Below are 17,778 nucleotides of genomic sequence, written 5' to 3' on the forward strand. Positions count from 1 at the left end.
ATCGACCCGAAGGTCTCATTGATGTCATCTGACACGACGGCGGCCGTGCCCCGGCCACCCTCCCGCTCTGCATCCGCTCCCGTGCTCACCGGCGCCCAGGCGGTCGTCCGTTCGCTCGAGCTGCTCGGCGTCACCGACGTGTTCGGCCTGCCGGGCGGCGCGATCCTGCCGGTCTACGACCCGCTCATGGACTCGACCGAGCTTCGCCACATCCTCGTCCGCCATGAGCAGGGGGCGGGTCACGCCGCCGAGGGCTACGCCTCGGCATCGGGCAAGATCGGCGTCGCGATCGCGACCTCGGGACCGGGCGCGACCAACCTCGTGACGGCGATCGCCGATGCCTACATGGACTCGGTGCCGATGGTCTGCATCACCGGCCAGGTCTTCTCGACGCTGATGGGCACCGACGCGTTCCAGGAGGCCGACATCGTGGGCATCACGATGCCGGTGACCAAGCACTCGTTCCTGGTGAAGACCGCCGAGGAGATCCCCGCCGCCATCGCGGCAGCCTTCGAGATCGCCGGAACGGGCCGTCCCGGCCCGGTGCTGGTGGACGTCACCAAGGACGCGCAGCAGAACGAGGCGCCGTTCATCTGGCCGCCGAAGATCGACCTGCCCGGCTACCGCCCGGTCACCAAGGCGCACGGCAAGCAGATCCAGGCCGCGGCCCAGCTGCTGGCCGCGGCGAAGAAGCCGGTGCTGTACGTCGGCGGCGGCGTGATCCGCGGCCGGGCCGCGAGCGAGCTGCTCAGCCTCGCCGAGTCCACCGGAGCACCGGTGGTCACGACGCTGATGGCACGCGGCGCCTTCCCCGACTCTCACCCGCAGCACCTCGGCATGCCCGGCATGCACGGCACCGTGCCCGCAGTGCTGGCACTGCAGGAGGCCGACCTGCTCGTCGCCCTCGGCGCACGGTTCGACGACCGCGTCACCGGCAAGGCCGCCCTGTTCGCGCCGAATGCGCAGGTCGTGCACGTCGACATCGACCCAGCCGAGATCTCGAAGATCCGCACCGCCGACGTCCCGATCGTGGGCGACGTCAAGGACGTGCTGGTCGACCTGGATGCGGCCTTCTCGGGGGCCACCCAGGGCAGCAAGCCCGACATCGAGGAGTGGTGGTCCTACCTCGACGGGCTTCGGGACGAGTTCCCGCTGGGCTATTCGCAGCCCTCCGACGGGCTCATGTCGCCGCAGTACGTGATCCAGCGGATCGGCGAGCTGACCGGACCCGAGGGCGTGTACGCCGCCGGGGTCGGCCAGCACCAGATGTGGGCGGCGCAGTTCATCAAGTACGAGCGTCCCAACGCGTGGCTGAACTCCGGCGGCGCCGGCACGATGGGCTACTCGGTGCCGGCCGCGATGGGCGCCAAGGTCGCCGAACCCGACCGGGTCGTCTGGTCGATCGACGGCGACGGCTGCTTCCAGATGACCAATCAGGAGCTGGCCACCTGCGCGATCAACAACATCCCGATCAAGGTGGCGATCATCAACAACTCGTCGCTCGGGATGGTGCGGCAGTGGCAGACCCTGTTCTACGACGGTCGCCACTCCAACACCGATCTCAACACCGGGCACGGCACGATCCGCATCCCCGACTTCGTGAAGCTGGCCGAGGCCTACGGCTGCCTCGCGATCCGCGTCGAGAAGGAAGAAGACGTGGATGCCGCGATCCAGACGGCACTGGAGACGAACGACCGCCCCGTCGTGATCGATTTCGTGGTGAGCGCCGATGCCATGGTGTGGCCGATGGTGCCGCAGGGCGTCAGCAACAGCTATGTCCAGTACGCGCGCGACCACGCGCCGTCGTTCGACGAGGAGGCGTGAGATGTCCCGTCATGTGCTGAGCCTCCTGGTGGAGAACAAGCCCGGTCTGCTGACCCGTGTCGCCGGCCTGTTCGCCCGCCGCGGCTTCAACATCGAGTCCCTCGCCGTGGGCGTGACCGAGGTGCCGGGCCTGTCCCGCATCACGGTCGTCGTCGACGTCGAGGAGCTGCCGCTGGAGCAGGTGACCAAGCAGCTGAACAAGCTCGTGAACGTCATCAAGATCGTCGAGCTCGACTTCGCGGCATCCGTCCAGCGCGAGCACATGCTCATCAAGGTCCGCGCCGACAACCAGACCCGGTCGAACGTGATCGAAGTGGTCAACCTCTTCCGCGCGTCCGTGGTCGACTACGCCACCGACGCGCTCGTGGTCGAGGTGACCGGCGACCGCGGGAAGATCGACGCGATCCTCCGCGCCCTCGAGCCGTTCGGCATCAAGGAGCTCGCCCAGTCGGGCCTGCTCGCCATCGGCCGCGGCGGCAAATCCATCACCGAGCGCGTCCTGCGCGGCTGACACCCCGAACCCCCACCTCAAGGAGAAACACACACATGGCCGAGATCTTCTACGACGCCGACGCCGACCTGTCGCTCATTCAGGGCAAGAAGGTCGCGATCGTCGGCTACGGCTCCCAGGGCCACGCCCACGCGCAGAACCTGCGCGACTCGGGTGTCGAGGTCGCCATCGCCCTCAAGGACGGCTCGAAGTCCATCGCCAAGGCACAGGAGGACGGCTTCGAGGTCAAGAGCGTCGCCGACGCGACCGCATGGGCCGACCTCATCATGATCCTCGCGCCCGACCAGCACCAGCGCGGCATCTACAACGACCACATCAAGCCGAACCTCACGGCCGGCAAGACCCTCGCGTTCGCGCACGGGTTCAACATCCGCTTCGGCTACATCGAGGCGCCCGACGGTGTCGACGTGATCCTCGTCGCCCCCAAGGCCCCGGGCCACACGGTGCGTCGCGAGTTCGTCGCCGGTCGCGGCATCCCCGACATCATCGCGGTCGAGAAGGACGCGTCGGGGCAGGCGTGGGACGTTGCGAAGGCGTACGCGAAGGCGATCGGCGGCACCCGCGCGGGTGTCATCAAGACCACGTTCACCGAAGAGACCGAGACCGACCTGTTCGGCGAGCAGGCCGTCCTCTGCGGTGGCGTCTCGCAGCTCGTCCAGTACGGCTTCGAGACCCTGACCGAGGCCGGCTATCAGCCGCAGATCGCTTACTTCGAGGTGCTGCACGAGCTCAAGCTCATCGTGGACCTCATGTGGGAGGGCGGCATCGCCAAGCAGCGGTGGTCGGTCTCCGACACGGCCGAGTACGGCGACTACGTCTCGGGCCCGCGCGTCATCGACGCGCACGTCAAGGAGAACATGCAGGCCGTTCTCGCCGACATCCAGTCGGGTGCGTTCGCAGAGCGCTTCATCGCCGATCAGGATGCCGGTGCCCCCGAGTTCCAGGAGCTGCGCGCCAAGGGTGCCGCCCACCCGATCGAGGCGGTCGGCAAGGATCTGCGCGCCCTGTTCGCGTGGAAGCAGCAGGACGAGGGCTACGTCGAGGGCTCTGCCGCCCGCTGATCCACCCCGGGGGCTCGGCCGCGTGCAGGACCCCCGTTGAGACCGCCGTCCGACCCGGCACGGCTCCGCCCGTCCGCCACAGCCTCCACACGGGGCTGCGGCGGGCGGGCTCTTTCATAGGCGAGCGGGACGATTTCGCGGTGCCGATCGCCTTCCAGTTCGAGAAGGCGGTGCGTACGACGGGGGTGTGTGCCGAGACCCGGTGAGTACGCTGGCACCGTGACCGTCATCGTCGAGATCGCTGTTCAGGATGCCGGTGGCGCGCGCGCCGCCGTCGATGCGGGCGCCGACAGGCTCGAACTGTGCCAGGCGCTGACCTTCGGCGGCCTCACCCCCTCGATCGGGCTCATCGAGGCTGCGGCCGCGGCCGTGGGCGGCGAACGCCTCAACGTCCTCATCCGCCCGCGTGGCGGGGGGTTCGTGTACGACGCCGGCGAAGTGGCGCTCGTGGCCGCCGACATCGTCGCGGCGGTGCGGGCCGGGGCCGGGGGCGTCGTCGTCGGCGCGCTGAACCGTGACGGGCTGCTCGACCGCGACGCGCTGCGTCGATGGCGCGACGCTGCCGGCCCGGCGGAAGTGGTCTTCCACCGTGCGATCGACGCGTCCGCGCAGCCCGCGGACGTGTTCGATGCGCTGTGCGAGGAGGGGGTCGATCGCGTGCTGACCTCCGGTGGCGCACCGCGCTCGGTCGCCGGCGTGGACCGCCTCGCCGAGTTCGTGCGCCGGGGTGGTGACCGCATCGAGGTGATGGCCGGCGGGGGAGTGGTCCCCGACGACATCCCGGCGATCATCGGCGCGGGGGTGGCGGCGGTGCACCTGTCGGCACGCGGTCGCGCCGGACTCGATCTCGCCGCGGGACCCGGCGGCGGCGCCGACGGGTACGACGTGACCGATCCCGCCGTGGTCGCAGCCGCAGTCGCGGCCGCACGTGGCGCGGCCGCTACGCTGAAGCCGTGAGCACCGGACGCGACGACGACGCAGCCCTGAGCTGGGGCGGCGATGACGACCCGACCCTCGACACCGGGACGCCTGCTCCCGAGCCGGAGCCGGTCGCCACGACGAGCCTGCCCGACGGCTACACCCCGCTCGGGAAGGGGAGCCAGGCCTACGCCGCACCCGACGAGAGCGAGACATCCGCCGACGTCGCGGCACCGGCATCCACCCCCGAGAAAGCGCCCCTGGGCAACGTCGAGCTGGTGGCGTTCGGGGTCCTCGGCGGCATCTACCTGCTCTTCACCGTCGGCTGGATCATCGGCGGGCTCCGGCTGCAGGACGTCGCAGTCTTCCTCGTCTCGCCGGCCGCGTACGTTCCGGCGTTCGTCCTCGCGGCACTGGCCCCGGCCATCTGGTTCGTCACGACCTACCTGCTCACTCGCCGCTCGCATGCGTGGCTGCGGTTCACATGGCTGATCGTGGGCGTCGTGCTGCTGGTGCCCTGGCCGTTCATCATGGTGGGAGCGCTCGGACAATGACCACCGACACCATCGCGCCCCGCGCCATGCCCACGTGGCTCGCCGCCACGATCGCCGGCGGCTTCGGCCTGTTCTACGCCTACGCCGTCTGGAATGCCCTGGCCTTCCTGATCGCGCAGGCCGGCGGAACGCTCGGGCTCAACGGGCTCGGCTGGACGCTGCTCGTGTTCGCGGCACTCTTTCCGATCCTTGTCTTCGCCGGCGCGCTCGCGCTGGGTCTGCGCCGGTCCGCCGGGCAGTTCTCGCTCCTGCTGCTGGCCGGGCTCGGACTGGTCGCCGTCTTCTGGCTCAACGTCCTGGCCTATTCGGTCGCCGGGGGAGCGTCGCTGCTCGGCTCCTGACGCACGTCACACGGTCAGAGCCGCGCTGCGGCGAACGGTAGGCTGGACGGGCCTCGCCCCGACGACGTGCGGCGCGGCGACCCACCCCGCCCTGTGTAGCCCCGAAGGTGTGCCGTGTCCAAGCCAGTCGTGCTGATCGCCGAACAACTCTCTCCCGCCACGATCGACGCCCTTGGGCCCGATTTCGAGGTCCGTCACGTCGACGGCGCCGACCGCACGGCCCTGCTGCCGGCGCTGGCCGATGCGAACGCCGTGCTCATCCGGTCGGCGACGAAGATGGATGCGGAGGCGATCGCCGCCGCTCCCGCGCTCAAAGTCATCGCGCGTGCCGGCGTGGGCCTGGACAACGTCGACATCAAGACCGCCACGACGGCCGGTGTCATGGTGGTCAACGCCCCCACGTCCAACATCATCTCCGCCGCCGAGCTGACCATCGGCCACATCCTGAGCCTCGCCCGCCGTATCCCCGCCGCGCACGACTCGCTCGCCGACGGGGAGTGGAAGCGCAGCGCCTACACCGGCGTCGAGCTGTTCGAGAAGACGCTCGGCATCATCGGCCTCGGCCGCATCGGCGCGCTCATCGCCGCCCGACTGCAGGCATTCGGCATGCACGTCGTCGCCTACGACCCGTACGTCACCAGCGCCCGCGCCCAGCAGCTGGGCGTCCAGCTCGTGACGTTCGACGAGCTGCTCGAGCAGAGCGACTTCATCACGATCCACATGCCCAAGACCGCCGAGACGACCGGCATGATCTCCACCGACCAGTTCCGCCTCATGAAGCGCAGCGCGTACATCGTCAACGTCGCCCGCGGCGGGCTCATCGACGAAGAGGCGCTGCACAAGGCGCTCACCACCGGCGAGATCGCCGGCGCCGGCCTCGACGTCTTCACGAGCGAGCCCCCGGTCGCCGACGGGTCGGCTGCGCTGCTGCTCGACCTGCCCAACGTCGTCGTGACGCCGCACCTAGGCGCTTCCACCGACGAGGCCCAGGAGAAGGCGGGTGTCTCGGTCGCGAAGTCCGTGCGTCTCGCGCTCGGCGGCGAGCTGGTTCCCGATGCCGTGAACGTCGCCGGCGGCATCATCGACCCCTATGTGCGTCCCGGCATCCCGCTCGTCGAGAAGCTCGGCCAGATCTTCTCCGCGCTCGCGCACAGCCCGCTCACGAGCCTCGACGTGGAGGTGCACGGCGAACTGAACCAGTACGACGTGAGCGTCCTCAAGCTCGCGGCGCTCAAGGGCGTGTTCATGAACATCGTCAGCGAGTCGGTGTCCTACGTCAACGCGCCCCTGCTCGCCGAGCAGCGCGGTGTCGAGTCGCGGCTGATCGTCGACGACGACTCCGAGGAGTACCGCAACGTCATCACGCTGCGCGGTGCACTGTCGGACGGCTCGCAGCTGGCTGTGTCGGGCACCCTCACCGGCACCAAGCAGATCGAGAAGCTGGTCGGCATCAACGACCATGCGCTCGAATTGCCGATCGAGCAGCACCATATCGTGATGCTCTACACCGACCGTCCCGGGATCGTGGCCATCTACGGTCAGAAGTTCGGCGAGGCGAACATCAACATCGCGGGCATGCAGATCGCGCGCTCCGCCGCAGGAGGACAGGCGCTGTCGGTCCTCACCGTGGACTCGCCCGTCCCCGACGAGCTCCTCGACGACGTGCGTTCGGCGATCCAGGCCGATCTGCTGCGTCAGATCGAGATCACCGAGTCGTAATCCGAGAACCCCGCGAGGAGAGCAATGTCGCGCGTCGTGAAGCTGGCCGTCATCCCGGGTGACGGCATCGGTCCCGAAGTCATCGCCGAGGCGGAGAAGGTGCTGGATGCCGCGACCGCGGCCTCCGATGTCACCTTCGACAAGACCCGATTCTCACTCGGCGCCGCCCGATTCCTCGACACCGGTGACACGCTCACGGGCGACGATCTGACGGCGATCAAAAGCCAGGATGCGATCCTGCTCGGCGCCGTCGGCGGCGTGCCCGGTGACCCGCGGCTGAAGGACGCGAACATCGAGCGGGGGCTGCTGCTCACGCTGCGGTTCGAGCTCGACCACTACGTCAACCTGCGCCCGTCCAAGCTGTACGCGGGCGCACCCGGACCGCTGGCCGCGCCCGGCGAGATCGACTTCGTCGTCGTCCGCGAAGGCACCGAGGGTCCGTACGTCGGCAACGGCGGATCGATCCGCACCGGCACCCCGCACGAGGTCGCGAACGAGACGTCGGTGAACACGGCCTATGGCATCGAGCGCGTCGTGCGGTTCGCATTCGACCAGGCCGAGCGGCGCCGGCGCCGGCTCACCCTCGTGCACAAGACGAACGTCCTCGTGCACGCCGGTGCCATATGGAAGCGGATCGTCGACGAGGTGGCGGCGGAGCACCCGGATGTGGCCGTAGACTACCTCCACGTCGACGCGGCGACGATCTTCCTGGTCACGAACCCGGGCCGCTTCGACGTGATCGTCACCGACAACCTCTTCGGCGACATCCTCACCGACTTGGCCGGCGCCGTCACCGGAGGCATCGGCCTCGCCGCTTCGGGGAACATCAATCCCGACGGCGCGTTCCCCTCGATGTTCGAGCCCGTCCATGGCTCGGCGCCGGACATCGCGGGCCAGCAGAAGGCCGACCCCACGGCAGCGATCGGCTCCATCGCGCTGCTGCTCGATCACCTCGGGCTGCACGATGAGGCCGCACGAGTGTCTCGCGCGATCGAGCAGGACATCGCCTCCCGGGACGGCACCGCACGCACGACCGCGCAGGTCGGCGACGCCATTGCGGCGCGGGTTCAGGCGTAACCTGGAACCGCCTGCCGCTGTCGCCTGCGGCGCCGCACGAGACAGGATGGAACATGACTCTCATCGAACCGACTGACCGGGCCACGGCAGACGTCGCGCCGCTCGAGTTCGCCGTCACGAAGAACCTCGCCGCGAAGAATCCGGCACAGCGTGCCGAGATCCTGGTCGATCCCGGGTTCGGCACCAGCTTCACCGACCACATGGTCGACATCTGCTGGTCGGCGCGCGGAGGCTGGCATCGCCCGCGCGTGCAGCCGTACGGCCCCATCGCGCTGGATCCCGCCGCCGCCGTGCTGCACTACGGTCAGGAGATCTTCGAGGGCATCAAGGCCTATCGTCACGCCGACGGCTCGATCCACACCTTCCGTCCCGAGCACAACGCCCGTCGTCTGCAGCGCTCGGCCCGTCGCCTCGCCCTGCCCGAACTGCCCGTCGAGTACTTCCTCCAGTCGCTGCGCGAACTGGTCGCCGTCGACGGCGACTGGGTGCCCTCGGGCGCGGACCAGAGCCTCTACCTGCGGCCGTTCATGTTCGCCAAGGAAGCGTTCCTGGGCGTGCGACCCGCGCAGAAGGTGGCGTACTACCTGATCGCGAGCCCGGCCGGTGCCTACTTCACCGGCGGCGTGAAGCCGGTGTCGATCTGGCTGAGCGAGGACTACGCCCGCGCGGGCCGCGGCGGCACCGGTGCGGCCAAGACCGGCGGCAACTACGCCGCCAGCCTGCTGCCGCAGTCCGAGGCCTACGAGAAGGGATGCGACCAGGTCGTGTTCCTCGATGCGGACGGCAACGTCGAAGAGCTCGGCGGCATGAACGTCGTCTTCGTCACGAAGGACGGCACCCTCGTGACCCCGCAGTCCGAGTCGATTCTCGAGGGCATCACCCGCGACTCGATCCTGCAGCTCGCCCAAGACCGCGGACACCGCGTCGAACGACGCGCCGTGCCGCTGCCCGAGTGGCGCGACGGTGTGGCATCGGGAGACATCGTCGAGGTGTTCGCGTGCGGCACGGCCGCCGTGGTCACCCCCATCGGCGTGCTGAAGGCGGCCGGGTTCGAGGATGTCCAGCCCACCGGCACCCTCGCGCTCGAACTGCGCGGCCACCTGACCGACATCCAGTACGGGCGCGCCGAAGACACCCACGGCTGGCTCACGCGACTGGACGCCTGACGATGCGGATCGCCCGTTTCGCGCACAACGACACCATCCGCTACGGCATCGTCGACGACACCGACCTCGTCGTGCTCGCCGGCGACCCGCTGTTCGCCGGATTCGACACGACCGGTGAGCGCGTGCCGCTGGGCGAGGCCGCGTTGCTCGCGCCGGTCATTCCGCGGTCGAAGATCGTGGCGGTCGGGCGCAACTACCACGACCACGCCGCCGAGTTCGGCAACGAGGCGCCCTCCGAGCCGCTGCTGTTCCTGAAGCCGAACACATCGGTCATCGGGCCGGGGGATGCGATCGTGCGGCCGCCGCAGTCCCAGCGCACCGACTTCGAGGGCGAACTCGCCGTCGTCATCGGCCGTGTCACCAAGAACGTCACGCCCGAGACCGCTCTGGACCACGTCCTCGGGTACACGATCGCCAACGACGTCACGGCGCGTGACCTGCAGCGCAGCGACGGCCAGTGGTCGCGGGCGAAGGGATTCGACACCTTCTGCCCGCTCGGCCCCGCGATCGAGACCGACTTCGACCTCGACGGCGGTGCGCGCCTGGTGGCCCGCGTCAACGGCGACGTCAAGCAGGACGCTCCGATCTCGGACATGGTCCACTCCGTCGCCGACATCATCGCGTATGCGTCGGCGGCGTTCACCCTGCTGCCCGGCGATGTCATCCTCACCGGCACCCCCGCCGGGGTCGGGCCGTTCGAGGCCGGCGACACCGTCGAGGTGGAGATCACGGGGCTGGGCACGTTGCGCAACACCGTGCGCGATGCCTGAACCGCGGCATCCATCGGTGGAGGGGGTGGATGCCGCTTCCCTCGGCGACGTCACGCAGATCCAGCGCCGCACGGTGCGCATCCTCGCCGCCGGGCAGGTGCTCGGCGGCATCGCCTTCGGCGCGACGGTGTCACTGGGCGCTCTGCTGGCAGCCGACATCTCCGGGCAGGACGCGCTGTCGGGGCTCGCGACGGCGTCGGTCACCCTGGGCGCTTCGCTGTGCGCGATCCCGCTGGCACGACTGGCGTCGAAGCGGGGCCGCCGCTTCGCCCTGACGCTCGGCAACCTGCTCGCGCTCGTCGGCATCGCGGTCGTGCTCGTGGCGGCCGCGTCGCGCATCTTCCCCCTGCTGCTGGTGGGCGTGATCCTGATCGGCGCGGGCAACGCGGGCAATCTGCAGTCGCGCTTCGCCGCCACCGACCTGGCGCGCAGTGAGAGACGCGCGCGCGATCTCGGAACCGTCGTGTGGGCGACCACCATCGGCGGAGTCGTCGGACCGCTCATGCTCACGCCGGGGGAGGCACTGGGCCAGGCCATCGGGATGCCGCCGCTGACCGGCGCCTACGCGTTCTCGATCGTCGCGCAGATCGGCGCGTTCGTGCTGTACATCATCGCGCTGCGGCCCGATCCGCTGCTGGTCGCACAGCACCTCGCCCGCGGCCAGGCGGCCCACGCACACATCGTGGAGGCCGACCGGCCCATCGCCGCCCGGTACGCCATCTTCGCCGTCACCGGCAGCCACGTCGTCATGGCGTCGGTCATGGCCATGACCCCCGTCCACCTGGCCCACCTCGACCCCACCCACGTCACGACGATCGTCGGGTTCACGATCGCGCTGCACGTGTTCGGCATGTACGGGCTGTCGCCGCTGTTCGGCATGCTCGCCGACCGGTGGGGGCGCGTCCGAGTGATCCTGCTCGGCCAGGGACTGCTGGTCGGAGCGCTGCTGGTCGCGGCGCTGGCGTCGCACTCGCAGTGGGCGGTGCTGGTCGCCCTCCTGCTGCTCGGGCTGGGATGGAGCGCGGCCACAGTGTCGGGCGCGGCCCTGCTGACCGAGAGCACGCTGACCGCGATGCGCCCGCGGCGTCAGGGCCTCAGCGACACGATCATGACGTTCTCGGCGGCCGTCGGCGCGGTGCTGGCCGGGTTCATCCTCGGGTGGATCGGCTACGGCGGGCTGGCACTGGTGGCGCTGGTCGTCGTGATCGCGGTGACGGTCCTTTCGCCGTACGCCCGCCGCGGAGCGCGCGTGGACGCCGCGGCGGTCACGATCGAGCCGGATGCCGCGCGCGACCAGAACTAGACTGGACCGGATGTCCACTGCACCGCACCCCGCCACGACCACCGCCACCGGAAGCGACGTCCGCGTCCGCTTCTGTCCCTCACCGACCGGGCTGCCGCACGTCGGCATGGTCCGCACCGCCCTGTTCAACTGGGCGTACGCGCGTCACACCGGCGGGAAGATGGTGTTCCGCGTCGAAGACACCGACGCCGCCCGCGACAGCGAGGAGAGCTACCGGCAGCTCGTCGACGCGCTGACCTGGCTCGAGATCGACTGGGACGAGGGCGTCGAGAAGGGCGGCCCGCACGAGCCGTACCGGCAGTCGCAGCGGCACGACATCTACCGTGAGGTGCTCGGCACGCTCATCGCCAGCGGCGCTGTGTACGAGTCGTACTCGACCGCCGAAGAGATCGACGCGCGCAACGCGGCGGCCGGCCGCGCGAAGCAGCTCGGCTACGACAACCACGACCGCGAGCTGACCGACCAGCAGAAGGCCGCCTTCCGTGCCGAGGGACGCGAGCCCGCCTGGCGGCTGCGGGTGCCCGACCACGACCTCACGTACGTCGACCTGATCCGCGGCGAGGTGACGTTCCCGGCGGGCTCGTTCCCGGACTTCGTCGTCGTGCGCGCCGGCGGCGTGCCGCTGTACACGTTCACCAACCCGGTCGACGACGCGCTCATGGGCATCACCCACGTGCTGCGCGGTGAGGACCTCATGCCGTCCACGGCGCGCCAGCTCGCCCTGTACGCCGCGCTCATCGACGCGGGGGTGACCCGGTTCGTGCCGCGGTTCGGGCACATGCCGCTCGTGCTCGGCGAGACCGGCACCAAGAAGCTTTCCAAGCGCGACCCGCAGGCCGATCTGTTCCTCCACCGTGAGCGCGGCTTCATCCACGAGGGACTGCTGAACTACCTCGCACTGCTGGGGTGGTCCATCGCCCCCGACCGCGACGTCTTCAGCCGGCAGGAGCTCATCGAGGCGTTCGACATCGTGGACGTCAACCCGAACCCGGCTCGGTTCGACCAGAAGAAGGCCGAGTCGATCAACGGCGACCATGTCCGCACGCTCGCGCCGGCCGACTTCGCCGCGCGTCTGGTGCCCTACCTGACGGCCGCCGGGTTGGTCGAGGAGCCCCCGACCGCGCAGCAGCAGGAGATCCTGGATGCCGCGGCTCCGCTCGTGCAGGAGCGGATGCAGCTGCTGGGCGATGCGCCCGGCCTGCTCGGATTCCTGTTCCGTGACGATGTCGTGCCCGAGGAGGACGCGCTGGCGAGCCTTCCCGCGAACGCAGGGGAGGTGCTGGCGGCATCCATCGACGCTCTCGCCTCGGTACCCGGCGACGGGTTCGTCGCCGCCGCCGTTCAGGACGCGCTGGCAGCCGCTCTCATCGACGGCCTCGGGCTCAAGCCGCGCGTCGCGTACGGTCCGCTGCGTGTCGCAGTGAGCGGCCGGCGGATATCGCCGCCGCTTTTCGAATCCATGGAGCTGCTCGGCAGGACGGAGTCGTTCCGGCGCCTCAAGGCCCTTGCCGAGCGACTCGCCTGACACGCCGCGGGTTTGGCCGAGCCGTGATCGTGGGCTAAGCTTGACCCTCGGAACGGCTTCGGCCGAACCCCCTTGGGGTATGGTGTAATTGGCAACACGGAGGTTTCTGGTACCTTTGTTCTTGGTTCGAGTCCAGGTACCCCAGCTCTGAAAAACCCCCGCTCAGGCGGGGGTTTTTCGTTGTCTGGACTCAGCGCATCGCATCGCCGATGTACGAGTACTTCACGAACACCTCGCTGGCCCAGCCGGCCTCTTCGAGCACACCTTGCACCGCCGTGAGCATGTACTTCGAGTCCCAGCCCATGTACAGGTGCCGGCCATCGCCGAGCTCGTCCCAGTGCCCGTTCCAGGCGACCTCGTCGTACACCGGACCGCCGCGCCGGGCGCTGAAGTCGACGACGCTCTGCCGAGAGTCGGCCCACAGGCGCTTGAAGATGCGGTTGAAGAGGTACTTGACGTCCGGGACCTCCCAATGCTCGCCGCGGTATTCGACGTAGTCGAACTCCCGCTGCCAGCCGCGGGGCCAGCCGCGTCTCTTCTTGGCATCCAGAATCGGGGTCAGGTTGTCGTCGTCGATGCCCGCGACAGCCGGCCTCTCCCACACCTGCACGAACAGATCTGTGAGTCGCCGGGTGCGCTCGGCGATCGCCGCTGTGCCCCAGGCGCCGGCATCCTTCAGCTCGCGAGTCGGGACGACGACGCTCTGCGCATACAGCTCGCGCTTGGCGGGGAAAGATGCGTCCAGGGCGCGGTCGGCGAGCGTCTGCTCCAGCAGGGTGATGTTGCCGAGCGTCTTGGCCAGCGCGCGGTGGCTGTTCTGCTCGTCGTCGGTGTACTCGGCCCAGTGGCGGGTTCCGTCGCCCGACCAGTCGTCGCCGGGCGCGAGCGGGAAGACATGCTCGGTGTCGAGCCGTTCGACGGTGTCGAGACCCGCCAGGCGGCCCAGCACATAGCGGGGATGGGGGAGGTCGCTGTACTTCAGCCCCACGCGCGTGCGCTCGTCGGACGGCGTGATGCGCGCGATCGCACGCAGCAGGGACTCGCGACCCTCGTCGGCCGCCCGGCACAGACGCGCCACCAGACGGTCATTGGACAGGCCGACGATCTGACGGCGCAGCAGCAGCGACTGCAGCTGGTCGAGCGTGGCGATCAGCTGCGCGCGGTCGAGCTCGCCGTGCAGGTGCTCCCGGTACAGCCGCATCGCCAGCGGGTAGGTTCCGCGCCCGAACGTGTTCACGTACCCGAACTGCCGGCTGAGCTCGGCGTCGGCGACTTCCGCCGGCGCCAGCAGCTGCCGGTAGATCTCCGAGTACTCACGCCACCGGCTCGCGCGTTCGCGCAACGTGACGATGTCGAGACGGGGGAACTCCTGACGGAACGCGTCGTACACGCCGCGCTCTCCGGCGACGGTCACCTCGCGTCCGGTGAGCATGACGAGGTAGTGGCGCCAGAACGAGCCGATCTGCTCGCCGGTGTTCTGCTCGATCGGCAGCCAGAACTCGGCTTCGATCTCACTCTGCTCGGCGTGCGAGAGACCCATGAGCACGTAGTTGTGGATGAGTTCGTGGTCGCGCAGCGGTTCGCCGGTGGAGTTCAGGCTCTCGAAGATCTGCTGCGCATTCGCCTGCGCGCCGAGCGTGATCGACACGTGCTCGAGCTTCTGCAGCCCGCGCCAGATGTGTGCGGCCTCGTCGGGACGGATCTGGCTGCGGAAGAACGCGTAGTTGTCGTCGAAACGCGACTCGCGCTCATCGCCTGGCGCGTGACGGTCGAGCACGACGGACTCGAACACCTCCGCCCATGCGCGATGCGGTCGCAGCTTGGTGCGTCCGGGGGAGTCCGCGCGTACGAGCACGCGCTCGAGCTCGGCTGCCAGTGCCGGGTCGTCGTCGCGGAGGGTGTGATGCAGGGCGGCGACCAGCAGCATCAGCGTCGTGATGCGCTGCTGTCCGTCGATGAGCACGAGCTGGGCGTCATCGGAGGCCGACGCGCTGGCTGTGGACAGGATCGACCCGATGAAGTGCGTGTGCCCGTCCTGAGCGTCGGCCACGGCGCGGACGTCGCCCAGCAGCTGCTCGCATCCGCCGATGTCCCACCGGTACTGCCGCTGATAGACCGGCACGACGATGGTGGTGCCGGATGCCGAGAGCCAGCCGATCGTGCTGACGGCGGTCGCATCGACATTCGTGGCGGTGGTCATGTTCGCAGAGTCGCTCCTTCGGAAACCTCATCGAGTCTATTCGTGTTCCGCTTTTCACGGCCGCGACACCGGGGGTGTTCAGAACCCGAAGGTAGGGTTGCCTAAGTTGGGCCTGTAAAAACGCGCTGGCCCGTCTACGAAAGGTCATGATCCGAATCATGGGTTACATCAAATCCGCCGCCCTCGAGGAGACCGGTTACGTCGTCCTCGACAGCTATAACAATGAGATCGACCCGAAGGAGTGGCTCGACGTCGAGTACGTCGACTGGAAGTCCTCCGGAGACACGCGATTCGCACCGCTGGCCTCGGCCAAGGGTGAGATCGAGTGCAACGGCTTCTGGAACCACAAGCCGCCGCGCACCGACAAAGACGGCGTGTGGATCGACTCGCAGACCGAGAAAGCTCCGACCCTGACCGCCCGTGCCATGGAGCCCGGCGCCAACGTCGGTCGTTGCCGCATCATCGAGCTGCAGCCGAACACGTACGCTGACTGCCTGTACAACCTGCACCAGGACGACAACAACCGCCTGAACCCGGACGGCACCGGCTGGGTCGTACGCGGGTTCTTCAATCTGAGTGACGACAAGACCAGCTACTTCGTGCTGCGGGAGAACCGCACCGATCCCAGCGAGGAGACCCGCATCGCGCTGCCCGCCGGCGCGCAGCTGATCGTCGACACGCAACGCCTCTGGCACGCAGCGACCCACAACGGCGATGAACCGCGCTACTGCCTCATCACGTCGTGGGAGAGCGGCCCCGAGCTCGACGCGTACATGGCCAAGTACAACGCCGTGAACAAGGTCGAGTCGTACCCGGTCGACCAGGAGATCCTCGACGCCGGTCAGGCCGAGCAGACCCGTCGCCTCGCCGCCCGCGCCGCAGCCCTCGCTGCTCGCGGTCAGGCGGAGGTCACCGCGATGAGCGAGGCCTGAGCCGCACTCGTTCGTTCGCAGAAGGTCCCGGTCGCACTGCGGCCGGGACCTTCTGCGTGAGCGGGATCGATTTCGCGCATCGACCTTGTGATTGTGTTGGCGCATGTTGTATTGTGTGGTTCGGGCAAGGAGAACCACATGTATGCAACGGAGCGCCAGCAGCTGATCGAGCAGACGATCGCCGCCGACGGCAGCGTCGCGGTCGTCGAACTCGCGCAGCGGTTCGACGTCACCACCGAGACCGTGCGCCGCGATCTCGCGCAACTGGAGCGTGCCGGCGTCGTCCGGCGCGTGCACGGTGGAGCCGTCGCCCAGCGCGCCAGCAGCATCGCCGAGTCCTCCCTGGTCGACCGGGCCCAGCGGCACGGCGAGGCGAAGCGCGCGATCGCGCGCCGCGCGCTCGACGCACTCGGCGATGACTTCACCGGATCCGTGTACCTGGATGCCGGGACCTCCACAGCCGCACTCGCCCAGCTGCTGCTGGAGCGGCAGACCCAGCGGGTGCAGCCGCTCGAGGTCGTCACCCACTCCATGACCGTCGCGCATCTGATGGCCGGCGCCGCCGGCGTCGCCCTCACCGCCATCGGCGGTCGAGTGCGCGGGCTCACCGCGGCCGCGGTCGGCGCGGGCACGGTGCGTGCCATCGAGGGTCTTCGCCCCGACATCGCCTTCCTCGGGACGAACGGGGTGTCGGGAGGCTTCGGACTCAGTACGCCCGACCCGGAAGAGGCCGCCGTCAAGCGTGCAATCGTCACCTCGGCACGTCGCGTCATCACCCTGGCGCATGCGGAGAAGCTCGATCAGGAACTGCTGGTCGCGTTCGCCGGGCTGGACGATGTGGACCTGCTCGTCACCGACGCCGCACCGCCGGCGCCCCTCGCGGCGGCGCTCGAGGAGGCCGGCACGGACGTGTGGCTCGCATGATCGTCACGCTCACGGCGCACCCCGCGCTCGACCGCACGATCGACCTCGGCGCCGCCCTGCAGGTCGGCGAAGTCCAGTCCGCACTGGGGGCTCGGGAGGACGCGGGGGGGAAGGGCATCAATGCGTCCCGGGTGGTGCACGCGGCCGGGGTGGCAACGCGTGCCGTTCTGCCGCTGGCCCCCGAAGACCCCTTCGCCGCCGTGCTCCGGGCAAGCGATGTGCCCGTGCTGCCGGTGGCGGTGACTGGGCATGTGCGTGCCAACATCGCCATCACCTCGCCGAGCGGTCAGACCACCAAGATCAACCTTCCCGGCACCGTGCCCACCGCAGCCGAGATCGCCGCCCTGGTGGAGGCTGTCGTCGGGGCTGCCGAGCACGCTCGGTGGCTGGTGCTGGCCGGTTCCCTCCCGCCGGGGACCGCCGACGACTTCTATGTCGAGGTGATCCGCGCGGTCCGGGCCCGCTGGGGCGCCGCCGCGCCGCGCATCGCGGTCGACACGTCCGGTGCGGCGCTGCGCGCGGTGGTGGCCACGGGTACCCCTGACCTCATCAAGCCCAATGACGACGAACTCGCCGAGCTCGTCGGCGAGGACTTCGACGACGCCGCCGATCTCAGCGGTGCGGTGCTCGCAGCCGCGCGGCGGCTCGTGCCGGCTCACGCGGGCGCGGCACTGGTCACGCTCGGTGCGGCCGGTGCCGTACTGGTGACAGCCGAGGGGGCGTGGTCGGCCGTGCCTCCGCCCATCCGCGCGCGCAGCACCGTCGGGGCCGGGGACAGTTCGCTTGCGGGGTACCTGCTCGCCGACTCGGCCGGGCACGGTCCCGCGGAGTGCCTGCGTCATGCGATCCGCTGCGGGGCGGCAGCGGCATCCCTCCCGGGCACCCAGGCGCCTGCGCCCACAGACCTTCCGAGCGGCGACGTGCCGGTGCGGACTCTCACCCCCTGAACACGC

General features: G+C 69.4%; 16 protein-coding genes and 1 tRNA gene. 16 read left to right on the forward strand and 1 reads right to left on the reverse strand.

What is annotated here, in order from left to right:
- Positions 1–21 precede the first annotated feature (21 nt).
- The 13 genes from BKA10_RS03310 (at position 22) to BKA10_RS03370 (ending at position 12,914) form a co-directional block, all read left to right on the forward strand.
- Positions 22–1,824, forward strand: a complete 1,803-nt coding sequence (locus BKA10_RS03310) for an acetolactate synthase large subunit (RefSeq protein WP_183498584.1) — start codon at positions 22–24, stop codon at positions 1,822–1,824.
- Between the two features lies 1 nt (position 1,825).
- A complete protein-coding gene (ilvN, locus tag BKA10_RS03315) occupies positions 1,826–2,335 on the forward strand; it encodes an acetolactate synthase small subunit (protein WP_183498585.1) in 510 nt (169 codons plus the stop codon).
- A 35-nt stretch (positions 2,336–2,370) separates the two neighbouring features.
- Entirely contained in the window at positions 2,371–3,396 is a 1,026-nt protein-coding gene (gene ilvC / locus BKA10_RS03320; RefSeq protein ID WP_183498586.1) for a ketol-acid reductoisomerase, read from the forward strand.
- 219 nt (positions 3,397–3,615) lie between these two features.
- On the forward strand, positions 3,616–4,353 hold the full coding sequence (locus BKA10_RS03325; RefSeq protein WP_183498587.1) for a copper homeostasis protein CutC: 738 nt from the start codon (positions 3,616–3,618) through the stop codon (positions 4,351–4,353).
- Positions 4,350–4,868 (forward strand): DNA polymerase III subunit gamma/tau, encoded by a 519-nt coding sequence (locus tag BKA10_RS03330; RefSeq protein WP_183498588.1) that lies wholly within the window; start codon positions 4,350–4,352, stop codon positions 4,866–4,868. Before BKA10_RS03325 ends, BKA10_RS03330 begins: the two co-directional genes overlap by 4 nt.
- Entirely contained in the window at positions 4,865–5,209 is a 345-nt protein-coding gene (locus BKA10_RS03335; RefSeq protein ID WP_183498589.1) for a hypothetical protein, read from the forward strand. Before BKA10_RS03330 ends, BKA10_RS03335 begins: the two co-directional genes overlap by 4 nt.
- Positions 5,210–5,323: 114 nt before the next feature.
- Positions 5,324–6,928 (forward strand): phosphoglycerate dehydrogenase, encoded by a 1,605-nt coding sequence (serA, locus tag BKA10_RS03340; protein ID WP_183498590.1) that lies wholly within the window; start codon positions 5,324–5,326, stop codon positions 6,926–6,928.
- 24 nt (positions 6,929–6,952) lie between these two features.
- Positions 6,953–8,005: a 3-isopropylmalate dehydrogenase gene (locus tag BKA10_RS03345; RefSeq protein WP_183498591.1), complete on the forward strand. Its 1,053-nt coding sequence runs from the start codon at positions 6,953–6,955 to the stop codon at positions 8,003–8,005.
- Positions 8,006–8,058: 53 nt separating this feature from the next.
- Complete coding sequence (locus tag BKA10_RS03350) at positions 8,059–9,171, forward strand: branched-chain amino acid aminotransferase (protein WP_183498592.1); 1,113 nt, start codon at positions 8,059–8,061, stop codon at positions 9,169–9,171.
- Between the two features lie 2 nt (positions 9,172–9,173).
- Positions 9,174–9,941, forward strand: a complete 768-nt coding sequence (locus BKA10_RS03355) for a fumarylacetoacetate hydrolase family protein (RefSeq protein ID WP_183498593.1) — start codon at positions 9,174–9,176, stop codon at positions 9,939–9,941.
- Positions 9,934–11,244: an MFS transporter gene (locus tag BKA10_RS03360; protein WP_183498594.1), complete on the forward strand. Its 1,311-nt coding sequence runs from the start codon at positions 9,934–9,936 to the stop codon at positions 11,242–11,244. The genes BKA10_RS03355 and BKA10_RS03360 overlap by 8 nt, the downstream gene beginning before the upstream one ends.
- Positions 11,245–11,254: 10 nt before the next feature.
- Positions 11,255–12,769, forward strand: coding sequence for a glutamate--tRNA ligase (gene gltX, locus BKA10_RS03365; protein ID WP_183498595.1), 1,515 nt, complete (start codon positions 11,255–11,257; stop codon positions 12,767–12,769).
- Positions 12,770–12,842: 73 nt separating this feature from the next.
- Positions 12,843–12,914: transfer RNA gene (locus tag BKA10_RS03370), tRNA-Gln, on the forward strand.
- A 45-nt stretch (positions 12,915–12,959) separates the two neighbouring features.
- Here the strand turns inward: BKA10_RS03370 and BKA10_RS03375 are convergent.
- Complete coding sequence (locus BKA10_RS03375; protein WP_183498596.1) at positions 12,960–14,969, reverse strand: DUF262 domain-containing protein; 2,010 nt, start codon at positions 14,967–14,969, stop codon at positions 12,960–12,962.
- Between the two features lie 158 nt (positions 14,970–15,127).
- On the opposite strand from BKA10_RS03375, the gene BKA10_RS03380 reads away from it, so the two are divergent.
- The 3 genes from BKA10_RS03380 (at position 15,128) to BKA10_RS03390 (ending at position 17,772) form a co-directional block, all read left to right on the forward strand.
- Positions 15,128–15,901: a hypothetical protein gene (locus BKA10_RS03380; RefSeq protein ID WP_183498597.1), complete on the forward strand. Its 774-nt coding sequence runs from the start codon at positions 15,128–15,130 to the stop codon at positions 15,899–15,901.
- Positions 15,902–16,039: 138 nt separating this feature from the next.
- Positions 16,040–16,825, forward strand: coding sequence for a DeoR/GlpR family DNA-binding transcription regulator (locus tag BKA10_RS03385; RefSeq protein WP_183498598.1), 786 nt, complete (start codon positions 16,040–16,042; stop codon positions 16,823–16,825).
- On the forward strand, positions 16,822–17,772 hold the full coding sequence (locus tag BKA10_RS03390) for a 1-phosphofructokinase family hexose kinase (protein WP_183498599.1): 951 nt from the start codon (positions 16,822–16,824) through the stop codon (positions 17,770–17,772). Before BKA10_RS03385 ends, BKA10_RS03390 begins: the two co-directional genes overlap by 4 nt.
- Positions 17,773–17,778: the final 6 nt, after the last annotated feature.

Origin of the sequence: Microbacterium invictum (assembly GCF_014197265.1) — a bacterium.
In the GTDB taxonomy this organism is placed as follows: Bacteria; Actinomycetota; Actinomycetes; order Actinomycetales; family Microbacteriaceae; genus Microbacterium; species Microbacterium invictum.